A 23,248-nucleotide genomic window follows, 5' to 3' on the forward strand; every position below is an offset into this window, starting at 1 on the left:
TTCTTCTTTGCTCACAAAATCTTTAATCGATTATTTTTTCTACTGGTATGCCTTGCTTGTCAAGCTCAGGACAAAACTTAAGGCCCTTAATTTTTTTCAATGATCTGAAAAAATTTATCCTTTTAAGTTGGGGCATAGGCCCCGTAAACTCTATGAATGCCATATCTAAAGAAAAATTAATATTCTGCATAATTGGGCATGCCGGTAAAGAAATTTCTTTGAGAGGCGCAGACAAATCAAAACTAATTTCTTTTAAATTCTCCAGAACACCACTAAATGTTATTGATTCAAGATTCCTAGTATTTTTTAAATTTATCTTAGTAAGTACAGGACATGCTGACAACTTAATAGTGTTTACTCTCGAACCCTCAAGTATAATCTCTTCTAGACTCTCCATAGTCTCATTAAATTTTACCACTTCAAGCTTGTCAGTATGGGCTAAATCTATTTTTTTAAGCTTAGGACATAATGAGAACTCAATAGTTTTTATTCCCGTCGCAAACATCTCGATTTCTTGAAGACTATCCATCTTGTCGCTAAATTTTATCGACTCAAGTCTTTGATTCAAACGTAAGTTAACAGTTTTTAACTGAGGACATAATGGGAACTCAATAGCTGTTATTCTCGTCCTAGACATATCGATTTTTTGAAGACTATCCATTCTATCGCTAAATTTTATCACCTCAAGTTTTTGAGCGTCACGAAAATTGATAAAATCTAATTGAGGACACCTTGAAAGATCAATTTTTTTTATTCCTGAAGACATAAGATTAAGCTCCACAAGCCTTTCCATTATCTCAGAAAACTTTACAAATTCAAGATTCTCAGTACGCATTAAATGGATTTTTTTTAATTGAGGACATTTCATAAACTCAATACTTTTTATTTTTGCAAAGCTCAGATCCACCTCTTCAAGAAATTCCATTATTGCAGAACATTTTATAGATTCAAGTTGCTTATCCTCAAATGCGTTAATTCTTTTGAGCTGAGGACACATTGAGAGATCAAGTACTTTAATAGTACTTTCCTGATCCAGAAATAATGTTGATACATGTTGAAAAAACAGCAACAAAACAAAATCATTGTCATTTTTTAAAACTAAACTCTTAACCTCAGCCTTAATCGTTTCTTCAAAAAACGATTCTTCTTTTAATTTTATAAGCGTAGTCATAATTTGTTGCACACTTGCCTTATCTTCCCACAGAAAAGAATGCAAAAGATTTTTAAGAATTAAAACAGCCCGATCTACAGAAATAGCCTTTTTTTCAAACATATCATGAACATTATTTAAAGCCTTAACTATTGAGTTTGTATCGCTAATACTTTCATTAAATAATTGATAGATAACGCTTATTGCTGAAAGATCTTTTGTTAAAGCCGCATCGAGCAGAAGCATCGATGGATTTATTGTTTTTTCTTGATCAGCCAAAAGTGTGGTTCTTGCTTTTTGAATATCCTCATCTTTCAACCCAATAGAATCTTTTTGCGAAATTTGTAAATTCTGAATATCGATGTGCCCAACCAAAACTCTAACAGTAAAACCGAAAAGCTGCTCAGGCCCACTATTTACGACAACCTCAATATTTCCCAGAAGATCATTTCTTAATGAATCAATAGAAACATCAGCATAATCAACATCACAAGAATGCTCAGCATTGAGAACTGTACAAAACTTTTGCAAACAATCGGTTACCAATGTTTGAACACTTTCTTTAAATGCTTCTTCCTGTCCCGCAACCAAGACTGGCTCAGCCGCTGCCTCAAGACTAAAAATAGTTTTAAAAACACGTACAAAATTGAGCATGCCCGTATCAAGCTCATTATTATTTTCTGCATCAGCAGCAACAAATTTTTGACAATACACAACGTCATGCCCAAGATCAGCAACAACCTTGTTCCAAGTACTTCTGATAATCTGGCTCCCCGCGTTAGCTTTATCTGGCGGTTGAACAGCGTAAAATGCTTGGAGATTGGGAATATATGCAGCATTTTTACCATTCATATGCGCATCAAGTGATGCCATATTAAACATCATCAATTCTCGATTATAAAACATAAAATTGATAATATGCCGCACGGTAGTTTCAACACAATCAGCAAAGGTTGTATTACTGAATGTATTAGTGCTTCTTTGATACATTTGCGCATTACCATTTGAAATAGGGGTTGTGCCATTTTTGTACGGTATAGCTCTAGTAAAAACATCTCGATTTGCAATAATCCACAAGTCATCCAAACTGCCTTGATCAATCCGTTCAAGAGCTGGCATAATATCTTCTTTTTCAAGCAAGCCATTAATTTGATCGATCTTACTTTTATCAACAATATTTTCGTTCAACCCACTGAGCAACGCTTTTATATCATTTTGGTCAGCAAACTTATGACAAAAAAATGCAGTAATTATTTGCTCAACAAAATAATAAGGATAAAAAACAGAACCATTACTGACTTTAAGAGAAACTTCTGCTTTGATAACTTTGGCAATATTCAGTAAAAGGTCATACAACGGAGTTTCTGAGTTTTTTTTCAAAAACTTATTCTTTGGAAATGCGTCTGCAACCACCACTTTCTGATTTGTTATCGACAAAATATTATCAATTTCTGATGGTAGATTTTCATTCGTTTCTAGCCATTTTCGAACGGCATAAGAAAAATTGAGCAAAGCAGCAACATGGGCTACCGTACAATATTTTCCAAAATTAGCAGAATATCCTGTTTCAGTCGTCAGTTGCCCAGCCGGCGATGGAAACAAAATTTTAATAATTTCTAGCACTGGATCATTTGCCGGCACCTTATCTTTAATATAAACCCGTTTGCCATCAGCATCATGCGCCGCCTCAACATTATAAAAACGCAGATTTTCAATGATGCCGCACGACAATGCAGTCGACCCAAAAATGGGCGAATAGTACTCATAGCCTGGTTTAAAACACTGATTAACATTTTTGAAAGCTCGCGGTGAAAGGCCAGTCGCATGCAGCGCAACTTGAGAAACAAGACAGAAAAGAACGGCCAACAGAACATACGCACGTCGCAATAGCTTCATACAAATCCTCTCCAAAAATTTCTGAACCGAAGAATCTTGGGAAGTAGCATAAGAAATCATGCTGATTGAAAGCAAGAATTTGATTACAACCCGATTTTAACAGCGCTATCAGGTAACCTTTTGAAAAGCCAACTCTAACTGAAACCGCAACTCTGCCCAATCGCTTTTGGCAGCTCTAAAATGATCTCGAATATTTTTCATGGTATTGAAAGAAAAAGCATAATCAGCCACCGCTTTTTTATGCACGCCATCAAAGCATGAAAAGAACACCTGGTCTTTGATATTTGAAATATTCAATGATACATCGCACGCCTGCTCACACTTGTGCAGCGCTTGCAGCACCAGCGGCGTAAAAACAACAATCGGCAATGGATCGAAAAACGTTTCGCGCTTTTCCCAATCTGCATACCAAAAGTCTGCATGCGTTGGATCGTACGGGTAAGCAGAAAAAAGACTGCCACCACGTAACGCTGCCCAGATATTGAAATTTTTGGTAGAAAAAACAGGCTCGGCATTAACATCGCGCTCAACCATAATGCGCGCCTGCATAATCCTATTTTGTGAACTTTCCAAAAACGGTGCTCGCATACACTGCCGACTTCTACGCCCACGCGTTGAAACAAAATCGGCCGCTTGAATGCTATCGTTGTCAGAATAAAGATTAAACACTTTGCCAAAAAATGGCGAAAAGAAAAACGGCTCGGTCTCATCTTGAATTGGCGTACCATAAATAATTAACTCATCAACATGCAGTTTTTTATTAGTTGGACGCGTGTACAACTCTTTATGCTTTTTATCTTTTTTTATCGTTTCTAAATTATCGAAAAGTTCAAGATAGTCTTTGAGCAAATCATGATCAACGCTTGCTTTTTTCTTGTGCAAAATGGTATAAATACCGGCCAAATTGGCACAAACATTACCGCCGTGGCTATGCGCAATAAGACGCACTTTTGGTTTAACGCCCCGATCATGATATGTTTTTAGTAAGTTACTGAGTTCGTTATAAAACCGCACCGCTTCAAGACGGCGCTCTGCTTGACTTAACAACCCATTCCAACCAAACGTAAAAAATGTTTCATTTATTGCCGGGTTAACATGCTGCGCAAAAGCGCGATACGCGCTGACAATAGGCACCACAATTGATTTATTATCTGCCAAGTTGATTGAGCAATCAACTTTACACAAACCACGCTGTCCCATAAATCGCCCAGAATATAGCGACTCACTTGCACGCAATTGTTTTTGCAGCGAGCGATACCAAGAATGTTTAGTATTGTCATTTAATAAACGAAAAAAACTGATCAAACTTAACGCCGACCCATACGTCCCATGCACAAAAATAGTAAGCCATTCTTCTTGCTCAGCGCGGTCAAGCATCGGAAACGCTTGCATAAAAAATGATTGTTGAATATCAACAAACGGTACCGAAACACTTTTAGCATCTAAAAAAAAAGAGGCGCTGGAAAGAATCATTACAAGCCAAAGCTTAAGCAGTTTATTCATAGTTTTTCTTTGATGTAAAAAATGCAACAATATAGATTTATAAAGCATTATTTGCTAGCTCGGCCCAGATTATAGCACACGCTTTCTTGAGAAACAAATATAAAGAATAACTGCTTATTTTATTGCAAAATAGTGACCACCGCAGGATCATCAAGTGTCGTTTTTTTGCCTGATAACCAATTGATAGCAACCGGTGTGAGATCGGGATCGTAATAAAAATTTTTCTTGGTGCAGGGCACTTGTTTTGCAAAGTTAAGCCAAATTGGAAAAGCGGTAGAGCTTGCGTACACATACCGACCCATCGGCTTATTGTCATCACGGCCCACATACACCGCCATGGTATATTCTGGCGTTGAACCGACAAACCACGTTGACATGGCCTCGTTGGTTGAACCAGTTTTACCGATCGCTTCGCTCTGCAACCACCCTTTTTTTTCATACATCGGTTTAGCAAAAACCAAACGGTACGTCAGCGCTTTAACCATTTTTGAATTTGTTTTGGTATCCAGCACACGATGCTGAATTGGTTCATGCTCCCACATTTTACGACCCCACTCATCTTTAACCCATTCAATCAGATGCGGCTTTACATAAACACCATTGTTGGCAAACACATTAAAAGCAGCCACATTTTCTTCAACCGAACCGTGCGCGGTTCCAAGCGCCAACGATGGGTATGGCGTCAGATCGCGCGTAATCCCAAAACGCTGCGCCCATGCGGCAACTTTAGGCGCACCAATCTGCATCAACAATTTAATGGCGATAATATTGTTTGAAAGCGAAAGTGCACGCACCAGCGTCATAGAACCTTCATATTTACGATTCCAATTGCGCGGTTGCCATTTTTTTCCTTGATCAGAAACAAGCTCAATCGGTTCATCAATAAAAACATTATCCATCTCAAAGCCAGACGTCATTGCCAACGAATATAAAATTGGTTTGAATGAAGAACCAAGTTGTCGATACGCTTGAAAAGCACGGTTGAATTGTGATTTTTTAAAATCATACCCGCCAATGAGTGCTTTAATACCACCCGTTTGAGCGTGCATGCACAGCATACCACCATTTAATATTTCGCCCATTTCGTCACGCATTTTTTTTATTTTTGGTGCAAACGCATTTTCTGCCGCTTGCTGCATGTCGGTATTAATCGTCGTTTTAATACGTAAGCCTTTTGAATATAAAACTTCCTTACCCCATTTATTTTCAGCCCACGCACGAATCCATTCTTGAATATACAAACGCATTGGATTGCCGGGAATATAATCTTCAACCACCAATGGTTTTTCTCGTGCCACCTCACAATCTTGCTTTTCAATAAAGCCAAGGTTGTACATGCTGCGCAGCACGACATTGCGCCGCTTGCGCGCGGTCAACGGAGCATTGAGCGGGGAATAAAAACGCGCTGACTTTGCAACAGCTGCCAACATAGCCGCTTCATCAGTATCAACCTGCTCAACTGCCTTATTCCAAAAACGTTTACACGCTGCTTGAACACCATAAATGCCGCGCCCAAAATACATATTATTTAAATATAATTCTAAAATTTGCTGTTTACTCAATTGCCGCTCAAGCTGCAAGGCAACAAACAATTCTTTAATTTTTCGTAGCCAGGTTCGCTCATGCGAAAGATATAACAAGCGCGCTACTTGCTGCGTGATGGTACTGGCACCTTGAACCACGCGACCGTGATACACATTCACCAGCGCTGAGCGCACAATGCCTTTGATTGAAAAACCGCAATGATTGAAAAATTGGTGGTCTTCAGCAGCCACAAACGCGTTCACCACCACCGCTGGAATTTGATTGAACGAAACAAGCTCGCGCCGATCTAGTTCAAAGCGCGCCAACTCATTACCGTGGTCATCCAAAACAACTGACGGACACACTTTTTCTTGACGCTCTAGGGCAGTACAATCGACCCAATTATTTTCAAGAAAAAATAAGCCAACACCAAAAAATAAACTTGCCGATAGAAAAAAAGTTACAAAAATTATTCGAAAAATCATAGATCGTTGCTCGGCACTGCCGACCCATCAAGCAACAGTTGATAATCATCCGTCATCGAATAATGATAACGCGGCATCACACCCGTTCTCTGCCGCTGCTGCACCATTGAAAAAAAGTTTGTTGGCTTAAACGTGAGCGTTATCAATTCAAAGTTCCTTTGAGATCTCAAGAAAGTCAATTTTTTCACACCACCGTTAAGAGTAACAAAATGCCAACATGAAATCCCAGAAAAGGCGACTCCCGCTGGCAACGATATCGTACAGGCATTCTTGGGATTAGCTCGAGACGCAATGACAAGCTCTGAACGATAACCTCTTTTCCCATCATCACCGCGAAATGCCATCATGATCAAGTTTGGCTCATCAAAAAAATCCATATAATAAAAGCACCTTCTGCAAGGGTTGAGAAGATGACGAATAAACTCTCTGTCACTACGAGAGTCCAGTGAGTCATACAGCAAATCGGTCAGAAAGCTCGCCTTGCTATTGCGTAATATAAAGTATGGCGCAAGAGAAGAAACAGGTCCCATGTTAGTTTCGTTCGGTGCAAATCGTGGCCCCTCAAAAAACCGTAGCATCATTGTTGGACTATGAGCAGAGGTTTGCGATCCGACAACAAAGCACAAGTCTGAAAAAGATTTTTTAAAAGAAAAATGACGCACGCCCTTGGGAACGTACGTAGAAAATGCACATTGCTTGTCAATCAAATCTTTGAGATCATTCCTGGTAAAACTACCGTGCTGTTGTATGTGGCTTGCCGCTTGAAGATCCCATACAAAAACATGCCCACTTTGATAAGCCAACCCAATAGTGCGACTATCAGAAGAAAAATCGACACTTGGTAAGCCCAAAAAATCACTCTTAAAAAAGTATACAATTTCATACGCCTTGGTCTTATCATTATACTGACAAAGCACCGTAGAGACGTCATCATCAAAAGAACCGAAAAGACAGACTAAATAGCGTCCATCTGGAGAGAATTTAAGTTTCTCAGCACGACAATTCCTGGACGGCATCGTTATTTCATACGGACATCGAGTTCCCGTTTCTGCGTCAAAAAAGAGCACTTGACCAGTATCAGTTCCCATGGCAAAAATCGTATTATTATCTGGCGAGGCTGAAAGCGCAGCACACCAGATAGCCTCATCTTCATCGCCCTGCAGATTAAGCTTCACCCACGACATTTCAACCGAAAACGAATGCAACGATGTATGTAATGCAAAACCGGTCAACATCAACATACACACGATTATTTTTTGTATCGACATGTTGTTTTTTCTCTCGTTTTTTTATTCGTTAACGCGCACTCCCCAATCGCCGGGCACATACCACGCACCAGAGGCACTATCACGCACGATAGTACCGACGTTATAATTTTTATCAAGATCAACATTAAGCGCTGCGGTAATTGAATTATCATTTGAAACGCTGTCTTGCGTTGTTGTGGTTGAAATTGAGGTAACGCGCACAAAATCATTTGAAGTCTGATCTTTTGGATTGGTGTTAAAAAGAAGCGCACCATCAGTTGCAAAACTACTACGATACTGATCATATTGCACCAGCGGGCCTGCAACTTGTTGAGTCGCATCAGCACCGCGTTTGTCGATAATCTGAATGTTAATAGTCCCTACAGAATCTTCGATTACCGCAAAACGATACACCTGCGTAACAATATCTCGCGACGGCACAATATCATTTGCTTCGTTTTCAGCAACTTCAAGGGGATCTAAAACACGCTGTCCACGCATAAGCGCGTACAGATTTCCCGGCAGCTGCGGCACACCGTTGCGATTACCCGACAAATAATCAAGTTGCAACGTTTCATTACCACCACCAGAAACAGCACGCAACTCGGTAAGCGACCCGCCAAGAGTATTTACCGACCCTAAAAGGCCCTGCGGCGTTGCAACAAAAACAACATCATTGTTATTACTATCACGCGCTACCACCAAGTCGTTGCCGCTTTCAACAGCAAGACTTCCATTGGCAGCACCATTAAGCGCGCGACGATACAATTTTTTATTAGTAAGCACATACAGCGCACCGTTGCGCACCCTGCGAGCGCCAGTAGCGTCAACATAAATCTGGTCAGGCAAGGCCTCTATTTTTATCACGGGGTCTTTGATATCGGTCAGATTACTGTTTGACCACGTAATTTCAGAAACATCCAGCAATCCTTTCTTTTCATTTGCAGCATCGGTGGCCGTTCCTTTTACCACACCACCAAAACCACCCACAAACATAAGCGACTGGCCAGTCGCAGGATTACCGTCTGGTTGTGTTGTATCAGTACTCAACCGATTAAATTGCTGCGTTATGGCAACACAACGCAAGGGCGCAATCGCCGTCAGCAAAGGATCAGTTTCCACATAAATCGTACCAGCAAAGTTAGCTGTTGGTACAAACTCCCCAGCCAAAACCGCACCTGTTTCAATAAGTGCAAGTTGACGCGAACCCACCGCCACCATCATTGAAAAACGACCACGATAAAAACTTGGTGTGTTTTCATCAAAATTTAAAACTTGATGCACGCCGCCCGTATTTGCAGAAAACAATGCACTCAATTGCGTACTCAATAAACCATCTTGTGTGCCGCCATGAAGCGAAGCATCACCCAGGCCCCACGTGGTAATTTGACCAGCATTGGGAATCATTTGCTTGAGTGGATCAGCGTCGTTTTGTGTGCCCAAAAAATAAAAATTTCCGGTTGTTGTATCAAGCCCCGCGCCATATGCTTTTTGCACCGAACCCATAACGCGCCCTGCTGGCGTCCAATCAACAATAAAACCTTGTTCATTTAAAATAGCCGTTGATTTGAATATGCCGACGTTACCATTATCAAAACCGGCTAGCGCCATAAACACCGAATCACCCTGCACAAAAATATCTTGGATATCAGCACCGGATAAAGGATCGCTACCACCAACCGCAACAGCAGAATGCGATTTGAGCGGCATTTCACTGATGCTTGTCGGTACATTGTACGGATAAGCAGTTACGCCCTGCGTCGTCACTTTTGCAACGGAACCTTTAGAGGCTGGCTCTTCATTTACCATCTCACCAATCAATGGAATAGCATACACACGATCTTCAAGCCCCCCACCAAACAACACCCCACCAACCGCAACAGGCGATTGACTGGTAACGCCATTAAAAATTAGGTACGGCCTACCAGTACTTGTTTGCATAGTTTTAAGAATCGGCGCAGAAAGCGTAATGTCAGCATCGCCACTATTTTGTGCTGTACGCACACCACGACTTGATTTACGATTGGTTGTACCATCAAAATAAAATCCAAACGGCACTTCAATCGTATTAACCCTTTCGCTTGCTATCGCAGCATTAGAAGCCGATTGTACCGCAATAATTTGGTTCATTACCTCAACATTTACCGCATCGCGGACAGACGCAGCACTGCCACCACCATTTGCTGCTTTTTGAGCTGCCACTAGCACCGCCGTTAACGAAGTATACGTTTGTAAAAATTTATTAGCCTTCAACGTTGCGTACGTCACTGGCACGCCATCCATATTTAGTAGCGGCCCACCATCAACATTGTTTACTAGAAATGCGCCAAAAGGAACCGGCGTTACGGCATTTACTACGCTTGCAGCGTTGGCACCTGATTGCCCCGCAACAGCACTTGCCTTATCCATCTGCTCCATAACATTATACACCGCCACATCATAATCATGGCCAATGTTTTGATCGTCATAAAAATGAGCTTTCGTTGGGTTGTAAATAAATGGACTCAGCAAAAACGTATTGCCTTTGCCAATATTGGCGGTCGTATCAACAAAGCCCATGATAATATCCATAACGCCACCTTCTTTGGTAGCATCATCACGCTCAACACCAGAAAAGCCAACATACAAACGTTGCAGCGTCTCGTCCCAGCACATCGCAACATCATTACCAATCACGGCAGATGTAATTGATGTTGTACCACTACCTTGAGTAAAAGCAATAAGCTGGTCGACGGCATCAACAAAAATTTTTGCAGCAGGCACTTCTGTTGTTGTTGCAATATCAAGCGCATTGAGTTGCTGAAACGATGAAACGGTTGCCGCCTCCTGCTTTTCTGAAACTTCTTTGAGTATGGCAACGCCACGATTAACACCAGCAGCAGCACCAAAGCTACTTGCTGTTGAATCTGGCACGGCAACAAAAACAAAATCATTGCCGCCAGCAACATTTGCCAATGCCGTTGTCACATCTTGATTTGCCGCATCTTTGATAAGCGCATTCTCTTTCGTACTCAACATTTTAGTACCAGCAGCCACATCAGTAACAACAAAAAATTGGTTACTGGTTGGTGACGCATTTGTAGCTGGTGTTTCGGGCACCACAATGGGATACGAATTTTTATACAAGCCAAGATGCTTAACTTTTTTTGTTAGCAACTGATTATCTTGATTCGCTACACCATTTAACGTCACTTTGGCAGGCGTCAATGATTGAACTACCGCAACTTGCTCGGTTTCATTATTATTTTCTAATACTAACCGCGCAAGCGTAAAATTCGTTTCATTGGGCATTATGGCAGGATTGGTGGTCGTTAACTCGGTAGCAGAACCAAGAAAAAGCATCGGCTGGTCATCAACTACCGCATAAGCCGTTTTATCAAAATAAACGCTTGGAACGTTTGAAACAACTGGCACACTTTTTATAATCGCACCAACAAAGGGGTAAATGCCAAGAACTACTAAAAAAAATATCTTTTTCATTATGCTCATCCTTATTCATTCACGCGCACACCAAACTCGCCTGGCACATACACCGCACCCGAAGCCGTATCTTGTACCAACCGCGCTTGCTGCAATGGCAAGCTTAAGCTGAGATCAAAGTCAATTTCTTCAAATTTATGAGTGATTGGATTTTTTATGAAAGAGCTTGATGCTGGTCGTACGGGTACTGCATTCACAAAATTATCACCGCCAAAATGTTTGGTTCGCGCATAATAATCGAGCAGCCCCATAAACTCTGCGTCGCTGATTGGTTCATCAAATGAGCCGACTTTAAAGAAATAATCGGTCGGCGTATTGTTCGCATCAACGTACGGTTCTGCAATTGACGTGATATCGCCAGCACTCACATTAAAACGATACCGCGCTAAAAACTCTTGATTTTGATCAAGTGCAAAAGTATACAAATTTCCTTCTGCGGTAAAAACAGCTACTTTTTTTGACTGATCTGGTTGATTAACATCTTGCACTAAACGATTGCCACGCGATGATGAATAAAACTCAAACATGAGTGTTGGCCCAAGGTCTTTTTTCTGCTGCCAAAAAATATTCGTAACATCAGCCTGTTTTGGATATTTCTTTTGATAATCATCGGTCAATGTAGCCGAATCGTTTACATATAAACCTTTGGTTGTTGCAAGCAACAACGTTGTGGTATTTTTTGTAAGATCAACAGGGCTCATTGATGAACCTTGCACGTCTCGCTGCAAAACCATAACATCAAAAAATTCATCCAGTTCAGGATCAAAAATATTTGCTAGTCCATCGATCGATTTGGCAACGCTTGCAACTTCAACCAGATACTTATCTTTAATATTCGCCTGCGTCCTTGTTGCTGTATCTTGTTCGAAAATGCTGTTTCCGCTACCTTTTTCTAACTGATTCATATCGAGACGGTATAACGTATCACGCGTTAAAATGTATAAAAAATTATGTTGATCAGAAATAATGCGCCGCACATCTTTAAAAATATTTTCTGTCGTTCCATCGTCCGCCAACTTCATTAAACGTAGAAACCGCCAGTTTTTGCCACGTGGAAAGCTCGCACTAGCAGCACTACTCGAAAACTTATTCAAGCCCTTATTAATACGTGTGTCCCAGCCTTTACCATTAAACCCTTGTACAAAAACAGCAACACCAAACTCCCCACCCACAAATAACCGACCACTGTTTGGCGACGCATCATCAAGCGGCATGCGTGCAATTTCAGCACACGTTATGGCGCCAAGCTGCCCAAGAGCCAACCCTGCACCATCAGCATCATTGGCACTAAAAATTCGTACTGAAACATCGCTGGTTGAGCTACTAATAAAAGGACCAGTTGGCGCAAAAACGTTATTAGCAAAAATACCACTTTCGATTAACGCAACGCGGCCTTGACCAGTCGCCACCATCATACCAAACTGTTCATAGCGTTGGCTTTGGTTTGGCGCCACAGCTTGTAGATTACGCTCTTTAAACCCGTAAGTATCTGGTGAAAAATCAAACAAACCAAAGAGCCCACCGGCATTGGCAAACACGGTATCAAGAACCGAAGACAGCGGCGCATTCATTGTTTGCGTATCGCTATGCAACACATTGTCACCCTTGCCCCACTCAGTCACACGCACCGTATTTATTTTTTGACTCGAATCTTCTGTTACAAACCAAAAGTTACTGGTCTCATCATCAAAATCAAAACCATACACTTTTTCTGGGCGCCCCATAACGCGCTGCCACGGGGTCCAAGCACGAATAGCGCCTTTTTCATTAAACAATGCTTTACTTGCAAAAATACCGGCTTCACCCACATGCTCAGCATCACGCTCACCCGCTACTGAAACATAAATCGTATCACCATGAACCTGCATATCAGTAATTGTTAAAGTCGTATCAAATGAAAGTAATTGTGGGTCGGCTCCAACAATCGTTTGTACCTGAGAACTGACAGGCATATTGTGTACCAACTGCAAGAAATCATCTCTAAACGTACTCTCATACACTTGATGCAAAGCCCAGCCAGCACCAGCTTGAATTGCCGCAGCTGCACCAGTTTCTTTATTATTAGCCACCATACCACGAACAGCTTTTTTAGCCGCTTTTTGAAGATCGCTTTTAACCGAAACTTCAGAAATTCTATTTTGAAGAATAGCCGTGGCAATACCAGATGGACTCCCTAAAAATGCTTGCGCCGCAGCAACGGTAACAGGATTTTGTGTTCCAGATATTTTTACGCGTGCTTCAACAGCAAGAGCAGCTGTCCTACGATCACTATATTTATAAATTTCTTCCAAAATTGTTGATGCAAGTGCGTTAGCAGTCAATGGTGGATTTTGGTTAACGATATCCTTTACCGCCATTTTTGCTGTTGCTGTTAAAGGATTTGCCAAGCCATCAACTTCGTTGATCGCATCTTGAATATTCGTACGAACAGCTTCAAAAAATGGCGCAAAATCAAGAACACTCGCAGCACCATTTGAATCAAAAAAACCAACAAATCCGGCATCATTGCCTTCATCGACCAATGGCATAGCATAAATCTGCGTATTTACATTGCGCGGATTATTGGTACGCGAACCAACGCCACCATTCACAATCAAATAACTTTTGCCAGTACTGGTATGCATCGTTCGCACGGCTCGTGCACTAGCAAAAAGATCGACGGGTGTGGTTGTGTTGTTATTGTTAGTATTATTTTCATAAAAACCAAGAATGTATTTATTGTAATTTCCTGCATCTTTTTCTACAAAGCTCGCTGCATCTGGATTACGTACATCAGCAAAAAGATATGAGCTTGGATTTTTAAGAACGGGATAAAGCGTAATTTTTTGGTTAGCATCAACTTTACCAACCAACACTGAACACACACCCCCAGATTTATTAGTTACGGCACCAACATTGTGCCCACGCGTCACATCAGACAAACCAATAAATAAGCGTTGCAGCGGCTCATCCCAGACCATATCAACGTCAGACCCAATGATTGCACGCGTGATGGGTTCTGGATCTCCCGGCGCATAAAACGCAATTGTTTCTGCAGGATTTGTACGATATAACCCGTCGCTTTCCGCATCAACACGTAACTTATGCGCTTTATTATTCGCAGGAATCCCATCATCACTTACCACCGTCAATGCATCAACCGCGTTACCAGCATTACCACGCGAACGCTTGAGCACCGCAACTCCACGATTAACGCCATCAATCACGTCAACTTCAGTTGCACCATCGTAAACAAGTTGCGGAACTGGCATAGCAACACTCGTATCGGTAACAGTATCAGACGCCCAGTTTTTTAATGAGCCACTTGGTGCCAAAATTATCATCTCAGTCGCTTGGTCTTTAAACGTTACCGGCACAATAGACCCATCAGAAACAGCAGCAAAAATTAATGCTTGATCAAAATCTTCGGGCTGCGATGCCGTCATGGAAACAATTTGTTGATTAATTGAAACCCCGGCAGCATCTCTAATAAAATCTTTATCAGAACCATCTGAAGCACTGTTCGTAATCAAACGAGCGCCATCATCAGTTGGTAATAAATAAACAGAAGCACCCTTTTGATTTTTGGCAACTGTCAACGCGTCAAGCCCCGCCATTGGATCAAATAGCGCTGGCCCACCAAGTGGCACCACCACCAATTTTTTTTCACTGCCCGCCAATGCGAGATGAGCCGTCCCCGTATCTTTTAACGGATCGGCAGAAATATCATAACTAACACCGTTGAAAGTAAAACTTCCTTGTGTTGTTGGCACCATTGGTGTTGTTTGCACAATTTTTTGACCCAAAGTTTCTGGCACGGTTGACGTACCCAACGATGCACGCACCAGTGTGTTACTGGCTCCTGTCGAATCATTCATAAAACCGAGAAAAAAACGATCCGTCCCGCCAAATGCTGTAGGTCCAATATCAACCGTTGCCGATGCTGGCGTTTCAGTTGACGCTGCACGTGGCGTCGGCCGTGGCGTAAATTTTTTTGATCCAAAATTTTCATTATCATAAACATGCTTATCTTCAGCAAATTGAGCTACTGGCTTGAAAACTGAACGCGCATCATCGTGAGAAGCACCACCCAAACTTATCAAAAATTGTTGCAAAAATTCTTGAAGAACTGAACGAATTTCTTCTCGCAACTGATCACGATTTACACTGATCGTTGGTGATAATCTTGGCTGTGCTACAGCAGCTTGTCCGGATATAAGCGCTGTCGATGCTTGTTCTGAAACCGATTGCTTATTTTTTTGATCAAAAAAATCGTAAAAAACTGTTTCAGGAATAGCAACTTGATTATCAACAACAGAAAATTCAAATGATTGATCGCCAATACTTGCTTGCCCACCAACAACATTACCTTCATAATCAAGAGACAGATCATCAACGACAATCTCTGGCATCCCTTCTTCATGTTCAAATGTTACCGCGGCTGACGGCACCGTTTTTTTAGTGCGCGGACGGACCGACAATTTTTTTTTAACACCAGAACTAGGCACCGAATCATCTTCAAATTCATCTGCAGATACTACAAATGACGGCAATGGCGATTTATTTTTTGCTCGACCCGAAGGTACTGGCGCGCCGTTTCCAGAATTTGGCAGCTGTAGCGTCGTTGCTACTGAACCAGGAATTTCTTCCTCAACCTCACCGGCAACTCGTGGCGGCAACGCTAAGCTCCCCACCACAACCTGCGGCATTTCCAATTCTTGTACAAATTTTTTAGTATGCGCTTGACCAGCAAAACAGATTACCAACAAAAATGCCCTTGGTAAAAGACTCAGCAATAGCTTACGATTCTTCATTTTCTTCATCATTTCTCCAAGCTTTTTATTCAGATTAATGAACCACATTCAACAAGGGATCTCTCTCTTGTGAAGAATCTTCTAAAAGCCCACACCCAGCATAAACCCAAAAGTACTATTGTCGATAATACCCCTACCGCCAAGGCCTGCTTTATAAAACATACCGGCGTACGGCGTTACCCACGTGTGATCAAATTCTTTTGAAAAATCGTAGATCCCCTCCAGCATCAAATTATGAATAGTCCAATCACTCAAACTATTGGCGGTATTAATAATATCGTTAGAAAAAGCGGGGTCTTTAGTAAACAATTTATCATCATCGTGATGAACATATTGCCATGCTAACTTTATCGATAAACCATGCCAGATTCTAAATGCTTCAGCATATGCTTCAAATGTCCAGGTTGCACCAAAATTTTTAGTTGCATTGCCGCTATTAAGCAATAAAGGTTCTGTTTGCGAGATTGATGTTTTCAAGCGGCGCTCATGCGTATGATCAAAAAAGTACATAACTTCAGCATACACGCCAGCACGCAAATATTTCGCAAATTCAAAATCAAAGCCAACCGCCAACGGTAAGCCAACCGGCCCACCATTGCCAAGCGGCATGCTCAACATATTTTTATTATCAACTGACTCGCCAGTTGGAATACTCACACCAAAACGAAGATACGGCGTAATAACTTTGAGCTTGCCATACGAAGGCATTATTTTAGTCGACCAATCTAACAACAAAACAATATCGCCAAGTCCAGCCTCATGCCAATTGTGAAGACTCAGCCCACCCAACTCTTGCGTTTCATTTGCTAAATCACGAATGAACTCTTGAATAAGCAGCTCTGATGCAAAGTCTGATTTTGTTAAATCTTGAAACCTAAAATCAGTCACGCGAATATCTTTGATAGGAATATAAAGATTGAACGTAAAATAACCAGGCAACCCGGTAATATCAAATGTATAACCACTCACCAAATTTATATTCGTTTGTTTGAGCGTACCAAACATACGAACATTCCCACGCACACCATCATCGGCTCGTGGAAATCCAAAACTATTTAATGCCGCGGTAGCACCAGCTTGAACATCGCCTTGCGGATTTTCAAGCATGGCAAGAATTGACTGTGTTGGATTGTAAACGCCAATCAATGTTTGACGATAACCTTGAATATCGCTGCTGGTATGTTTGGTTGCAAATTCAACACCAAGACTAAAATCAAAACCATTAACATGGGTATGATATGGCTGCCATAACGGATCATGTGCTGACAAAAAATTGGTCGGCGCAAATGCTTTGGCAGCAGAAAAACTCATAAGAAAAAACGCGACTAGACCGTACTTCTTCATATACTCCCTTTCAATTCATAAACTTTATGCAAACCAGTCTAACCCAAAGAATGTGAATAAGTGAAGAAGAAATAAAAGAGCCCGGCATATACCGGGCTTGCATTTAAAATAACAAAGAAAATTGACCGCCAACCGAGTGATTATCAATAATATTTTTTCCATCAACCGGTAGTTTATAGAAAAAACTCAGTTGAGAATTTACCGCACAATCTTTGCAATCACGGAAAAAATCATAGTTTGCCATAAAAATAAGATTATGCATCGTCCATTCCTTTAAACTATTTGATGTATTCACGATAGAATAATCAAATACATTATTATGCGGAATCAAACGATCGTCATCATGTTTTACAAATTGATACGCACCCTTGACCGACAAACCTTGCCACACTCTCAGTCCTTGCAAAAACAAATGAAACTGCCAGGTAAAGCCATACTCTTTAGTTGCCAACCCTTTATTTAGCAGCAAAAAATCGGTCTGATTTTTATCTGTTTTCATGCGATATTCTTTGTTGGTATCAAACAAAATTAAAAAATCGACATCAACACCAACGCGCACGTTGTGCACAAAGCCAAGTTCTAACGCCATACCAAGCGGGATCCCCCACGCACCATCGTTGCCAAGCGGCATACTAAATGCTTGATCAAGATCACGCTCTCGCGCCGTAGGAAATGTAATGCCCAATTTGGCATACAGCATTACCATTTTTAAATATTCTTTTTCTTGTTTGAAACGGTTGCTCCATTCCATAATCAGATCTAAATCGCCAATGCCACTCTTACTCCACGGCGCGATGGTAAGCCCGCCAAACTCTTTAACGTTGGCAATTAAATCATCGGTCAAATAGGTCTTGATATTAGCACCCATCGGCGTCAGCACGCCAACTTGTGTTAAATCAGTAACGAGAGGATTTTTTGCCATAATTTCTCGCCACACAATTGGCAAATGCATCGTAAATGCCAAGGTGCCATCTTCTGGTTTCAAGGGCGCTACGTAGCTTGCAAAAAGCACAAAATCAAGGCCACTAAATTTACCACGCAATTGTTGGTGCCCTTGATTATCAACATCATCAAAAGTATCGTACAAACCTTTAAGCGGCGCACCCATAGCAAGTCCAACTGGTAAGGTTGGGTTTCTCGTCATGCTAATTGCCGACTCAGTATCATTGTGCAAAGCTAAAACATTGCGACGATGATCATCATAATTCAAACCAGTACAACGAGCACCATATTCAAGGTTTGAAACACCGCAACTAAATGTTCTATTTTTTATGTACGGCAAACGCAAGGCATAATCGTACGGCCGAAAAAAATTTACCGGCACAAAAGCTTGAGCTTGCTGCATACTTAACAACGCGAACACCAGGCCCAGAACATACATTCTTCTTTTCATATGCAATAATCCTCTTTTTTGATTTTCAATTATTCGTTAACAAATATGCCAAAATCACCTGGTAGCACAAAACAGCCCGATGCGGTATCACGTACCGGCCAACCAATGTGCGTATTCGTACTTGAATCAATCGGCAATAAACTGGTCAACGACGCACTCGCTTGATCGCGCGTACCAAAACGTATCAGATCTTTTTGATTAACATCGCGCTGTTGCTGATTAAAGAAAAAGGCACCATCGGTAAAAAAGCTTTCTCTAAACGCGTGTAAATTAATAACACTTTCATTGAGCAATGTCATGCTGGCACCATTCACGCTAAACAATTGTAAAATACCACTATCATCATCGCGATCAACTGACAAAACATACAAATTGCCTTGCGATGAAGGAACACCTTCGGTTTCTGAGAGATAGATCAGCTTGATCGGCAAGCCTTGAACTTGCGAAATTTGCGTAAAATTAACACCGTCTGTTGTCGTAAAAAGTCCCTGCGTTGTTGCAATGATGCGCAATGCAGGCGTTACCACTAAATCAACGCCATACGGCAAATCAGTAACAACAGTCCCACCGGCAAGATCGAAATCCAACTTGTAGTAATAAGCATCGCGCGTCAGAACATCAATAAAACCATCGCCAGCACTCGCAATCGCCACAACATTTTGGAAATTTCCAAGTTCTTCAAATGCAAACCCGTTACCAGGAAAGCCCATTGGATCAAATTCCTTAAAGCTACCATTGTTATTAAACCCATCCCCACTACCATTTTGTAATCGAGCAATACCGTTGTAACCACCAACGTACACATATCCCGAATAATTATTATCTACAACTCGACTTAATTCAGCCGTAACAATCGGCGCAATTGCTTGCAATGCTGGGTCATTAAAACTAAAAACATTCGTCCCAAGCATAAATTCTGTCGTTGGAATAATAGTAAAGACATCGTTTGTACCAGCTTGAATAAGCGCAACCTTGTCAGCACCAACAGCAACAAGCATTGAAAACGCTCCGGTAATTTGATTAAAACCTGGCGTAGATTGAGCAAAATTAAAAATTTGATATACGCCATCGGTACAAATGCTATTAACAACATCAGTCAACTGACGACTCATACCATCAGTAACGCTTGAACTGGCACCCCACACCGTACCTTTGATCGTTGTTGCTGGATTCATATAATCACCATCAGCACTCGTCAAATATTGAAAATTCCCGTTAGCACTGTTGATATCAAAACCGAAAGCACCAATATACATTACGCCAATTTGTGTACTTGCAACTCGTTGCCACCTTGTCCAACGCCTTATATTGCCATTATCATCGAATAGTGCCGTGCTTTTGAAAATACCATAAATACTCGCTATAAAAACACTATCTCCAACTATTTGCATATCATTCACGGGGCCAGAATAGATACTATTTCCAACCACGAGCGGCACGGTATTAAGAGCTAAATCTTCAACCATGGAGGTCATGGGATCAATACCCGCAACGGTATAATCATCGGCGCCATTAACACGCGCTAGTTGCCCTGCATTAGCATCCCCAACTGGCAAAACCGGTAAGGATACAACATTATCAGCAACCAAACTTGCATCCAGAGAAAAACCGCCATTCACTATGATATAATCTTTGCCGGTACTGGTATGCATGGTGCGCACCAATCGAGCACTTACAACATACGCATCGGTATCTGCTGCCGGCGCATAAAAACCAATCTGATAATTAAACGAACCAAGACTTGCAAACATGCCAGCTTGCGGATTTGGTACAATCGGTCTTAAGAAAAAATTATTATTCTCATCAAAACCGCCCACCAAAATGCTCATGATGCCGCCATCTTTGGCATTATCATCACGCGTCACATTATCTACCGCAACGTACAAGCGTTGCAATTTTTCGTCCCAATGAAGATCGTACGCCGTAGGATTTGATAATAATGCTTTTGTAATTGGATCACTTGTCCCATTAGCGTAAAACGCTAGACCATTCACGGCATTAACGCCATTGATATCAACAAGGTCACTTGCCGCATCTGTCACAATTGGCTGCGCTTGCACGGCGCCCGCAACTTGTGGCGCAATTTGTGTCAATGAACTATTTAAAAGAGCAACACCAGGATCTGAACCAACAGACAATGTCGAATTTGGTGCGACAACAGAAAAAAAAGAACGGCCTGAAAGATTCTGTACATCAGTTCCTTCAACCGCTAACGGCGTTGCATCAATGTCTTGTTGATTGGTATCTTTCAACGTTACAGAGTTAACCATGCGCAATCCATCACGAACGCTGGTCATGAGATGCACATTTAATTCGGCATCATTAACCACCGCCAACAGCTGATTATTTGACGGCCCCACCAACTTCATGTGCGCAATGATTTTATTTTTGAGCGGGCTGTCTACCGTTGCACCACTTGCATCGTAGACAAGACCGGCCAGCGGCGTTATTGAAATTGAAGAAACCCCATTACTGTCTTTTACGACGCTGGTTCGAATAACAGCACTATCAGCTTTGTTGGCAACGCTGGCGCCCAAATAAAAATTACCAAAACCATCGCCCGCCGTTTGGCCAAATGCGATAGGCATGCTCATATTATCTTCTTGTATGCCAGACACCGCACGGGCTGAGTCATCAGAAAAAAATTGAGCAATTGAAGACCGCTCAGAGTTGCTTTCATGAACCGAAGCGCCAAGCGAAAAACTACCAAAAACGATGGTAGCAAAAAGACCAAGTAAACGTTTTTTTTGCATGAAGAATCTCCTCTCCCAAGAAGTTAGCCTAATTCCTTAAAAACTCACTCCAGAAGCTTATCTTTCAGATCAAAAAAAAGCAATGAATAGCTGCGTATTTACCGGCCAAGAAAATAAAGTTTTAAACCAAACAAACGCTTGGTCACCATCATAAATAAAAAGAGTAAACCCGCCAACGAAAGTGATAAAAACCAAAAGCCCAATCGTGACGCAAAAAAGGTAATACCAGCAAAGCTTGCCAGCATCAACGAGCCATAAAAACCAAGCAAAAATAAACCGGCGACACAGGCAATTTGTGCACACAACGAAACACAAAAACGTCCGTAAGCCCCGGCATACAACGTGATATGATGCCTAGTAACCAGCAAATAAATACAACCAATGGTCATAACCAGCCCAGAAAAAGAAGCAGCCGCGGCAATGCCGTGCACGCCAAAAAAATACATCCCAACCAAATCACCCAACACATTAACACCAGCGCCAATGCCCGTCACCAGCATCGTTGAACGCGTATCTTTGAGCGAGTACAACATGCTCATGAGCACTTTATTAATGCAAAAAAATAACAGCCCACCAAGATACAGAATTAAAATCTGAGCAGCAAGAACAAGCTGAGCATGATCGACCGTTTTACGCAAAAGAAAAAGGCTGTCAAATAAATTGTAAGAAACAAACGCAAAAAAGAGCGTGATGGGAATAATAACCCACGAAACAAATTTCAAAACTTCTAACAAATAAAAACTCATGCGCTTTGGCGCGTACAAGACAATGCGTGAAAAATGAGGCAATAAAATATTTGAAAGCGCGACAGCAAACACACCAAGCGGAATATTCATAAATCGACTGCCATAGTACAACAACGAAACAGAACCTGATGGCAAAAACGAAGCAATACTACCACCAACAAACAAATTGATTTCTACAATACTCACGCCCATCAGATAGGGAATAAATTTCAGTATAATCTCTTTAAAATGTACCCACGACTCAGCGGTTATAGATGCAAATTTAAAGTTGTACACAAAATAAGCAACAGTCGTCATTATCAACTGAAAAGCACCAGCAACAATAACGCCCAAGCACAAGTAAAGCGGGCTGAGTTGAAAATGCAAACATAATGCAAGCGCAATGACATAAAAAAAATTCCACAATGCAGGACCAAACGCAGGGATGAAAAAATGATTAACGGCATTAAGAGCCCCACCAAAAAGCGCACTGGCTGATATCAAAAAGATAAACGGAAACATGATACGCAAAAATTGAACCGCATACGCCGTTTGAAAAGAGGAAAAACCGGGAGCAATAATAGCCATCACCAGATCAGTTTTTAACAAAATAAAAAGGTATAGCACCAGCAAAATGCCTTGCAAAAAAAGCAACGACAAACTCATCAAACCATCAGCATCTTCGCGTTTTTCTTTGATCACTCGCACAAAGATCGGCACAAACGAGGCACTCAAAGCACCTTCTGCAAACATATGTCTTAAAAAATTGGGAATCCTAAAAGCGGTTATAAACGCATCTGAAACCCCACCAATCCCCAAGAAACTCACTTGCAAAAACTCTCGCAAAATACCGAGAAAGCGGCTCATCAGCGTGGCAAGGCCCACTTGCATCGTTTTGTTAACAATAGAACGTTTGTTGAGATGAAGATTAACTTTTTTTGAATATGGCATGAGC

10 protein-coding genes are annotated in these 23,248 nt (G+C 41.4%); all 10 read right to left on the minus strand.

Features of this window, described 5'->3' with window-relative positions; all coding sequences use genetic code 11:
* Positions 1-22 precede the first annotated feature (22 nt).
* The 10 genes from IPF37_01710 to murJ all read right to left on the minus strand — a co-directional run bounded on the left by IPF37_01710 (position 23) and on the right by murJ (position 23,244).
* On the minus strand, positions 23-3,046 hold the full coding sequence (locus IPF37_01710; GenBank protein ID QQR49541.1) for a hypothetical protein: 3,024 nt from the start codon (positions 3,044-3,046) through the stop codon (positions 23-25).
* A gap of 108 nt (positions 3,047-3,154) precedes the next feature.
* Positions 3,155-4,549, minus strand: a complete 1,395-nt coding sequence (locus IPF37_01715; protein ID QQR49542.1) for a hypothetical protein — start codon at positions 4,547-4,549, stop codon at positions 3,155-3,157.
* A 119-nt stretch (positions 4,550-4,668) separates the two neighbouring features.
* Entirely contained in the window at positions 4,669-6,558 is a 1,890-nt protein-coding gene (locus IPF37_01720) for a PBP1A family penicillin-binding protein (GenBank protein QQR49543.1), read from the minus strand.
* Positions 6,555-7,826, minus strand: coding sequence for a hypothetical protein (locus IPF37_01725; protein QQR49544.1), 1,272 nt, complete (start codon positions 7,824-7,826; stop codon positions 6,555-6,557). Before IPF37_01725 ends, IPF37_01720 begins: the two co-directional genes overlap by 4 nt.
* Positions 7,827-7,847: 21 nt before the next feature.
* The gene (locus IPF37_01730) at positions 7,848-11,285 is read right to left on the minus strand and encodes a hypothetical protein (GenBank protein ID QQR49545.1); all 3,438 of its coding nucleotides are present in this window, start codon (positions 11,283-11,285) and stop codon (positions 7,848-7,850) included.
* Between the two features lie 11 nt (positions 11,286-11,296).
* Entirely contained in the window at positions 11,297-16,078 is a 4,782-nt protein-coding gene (locus IPF37_01735; GenBank protein ID QQR49546.1) for a hypothetical protein, read from the minus strand.
* Positions 16,079-16,159: 81 nt separating this feature from the next.
* A complete protein-coding gene (locus IPF37_01740; protein QQR49547.1) occupies positions 16,160-17,422 on the minus strand; it encodes a hypothetical protein in 1,263 nt (420 codons plus the stop codon).
* 103 nt (positions 17,423-17,525) lie between these two features.
* The gene (locus tag IPF37_01745; protein ID QQR49548.1) at positions 17,526-18,815 is read right to left on the minus strand and encodes a hypothetical protein; all 1,290 of its coding nucleotides are present in this window, start codon (positions 18,813-18,815) and stop codon (positions 17,526-17,528) included.
* Between the two features lie 29 nt (positions 18,816-18,844).
* Positions 18,845-21,568 (minus strand): hypothetical protein, encoded by a 2,724-nt coding sequence (locus IPF37_01750; protein ID QQR49549.1) that lies wholly within the window; start codon positions 21,566-21,568, stop codon positions 18,845-18,847.
* Between the two features lie 98 nt (positions 21,569-21,666).
* Positions 21,667-23,244, minus strand: coding sequence for a murein biosynthesis integral membrane protein MurJ (gene murJ / locus IPF37_01755; GenBank protein QQR49550.1), 1,578 nt, complete (start codon positions 23,242-23,244; stop codon positions 21,667-21,669).
* Between the last annotated feature and the right edge of the window lie 4 nt (positions 23,245-23,248).

The organism is bacterium (genome assembly GCA_016699045.1).
Taxonomy (GTDB): domain Bacteria; phylum Babelota; class Babeliae; order Babelales; family RVW-14; genus AaIE-18.

Bases quoted from the DNA above. Each gene is read 5' to 3' on its own strand.
- IPF37_01710 (QQR49541.1), bottom strand. From the start codon at position 3,046: ATGAAGCTATTGCGACGTGCGTATGTTCTGTTGGCCGTTCTTTTCTGT.
- IPF37_01715 (QQR49542.1), bottom strand. From the start codon at position 4,549: ATGAATAAACTGCTTAAGCTTTGGCTTGTAATGATTCTTTCCAGCGCC.
- IPF37_01720 (QQR49543.1), bottom strand. From the start codon at position 6,558: ATGATTTTTCGAATAATTTTTGTAACTTTTTTTCTATCGGCAAGTTTA.
- IPF37_01725 (QQR49544.1), bottom strand. From the start codon at position 7,826: ATGTCGATACAAAAAATAATCGTGTGTATGTTGATGTTGACCGGTTTT.
- IPF37_01730 (QQR49545.1), bottom strand. From the start codon at position 11,285: ATGAAAAAGATATTTTTTTTAGTAGTTCTTGGCATTTACCCCTTTGTT.
- IPF37_01735 (QQR49546.1), bottom strand. From the start codon at position 16,078: ATGAAGAATCGTAAGCTATTGCTGAGTCTTTTACCAAGGGCATTTTTG.
- IPF37_01740 (QQR49547.1), bottom strand. From the start codon at position 17,422: ATGAAGAAGTACGGTCTAGTCGCGTTTTTTCTTATGAGTTTTTCTGCT.
- IPF37_01745 (QQR49548.1), bottom strand. From the start codon at position 18,815: ATGAAAAGAAGAATGTATGTTCTGGGCCTGGTGTTCGCGTTGTTAAGT.
- IPF37_01750 (QQR49549.1), bottom strand. From the start codon at position 21,568: ATGCAAAAAAAACGTTTACTTGGTCTTTTTGCTACCATCGTTTTTGGT.
- murJ (QQR49550.1), bottom strand. From the start codon at position 23,244: ATGCCATATTCAAAAAAAGTTAATCTTCATCTCAACAAACGTTCTATT.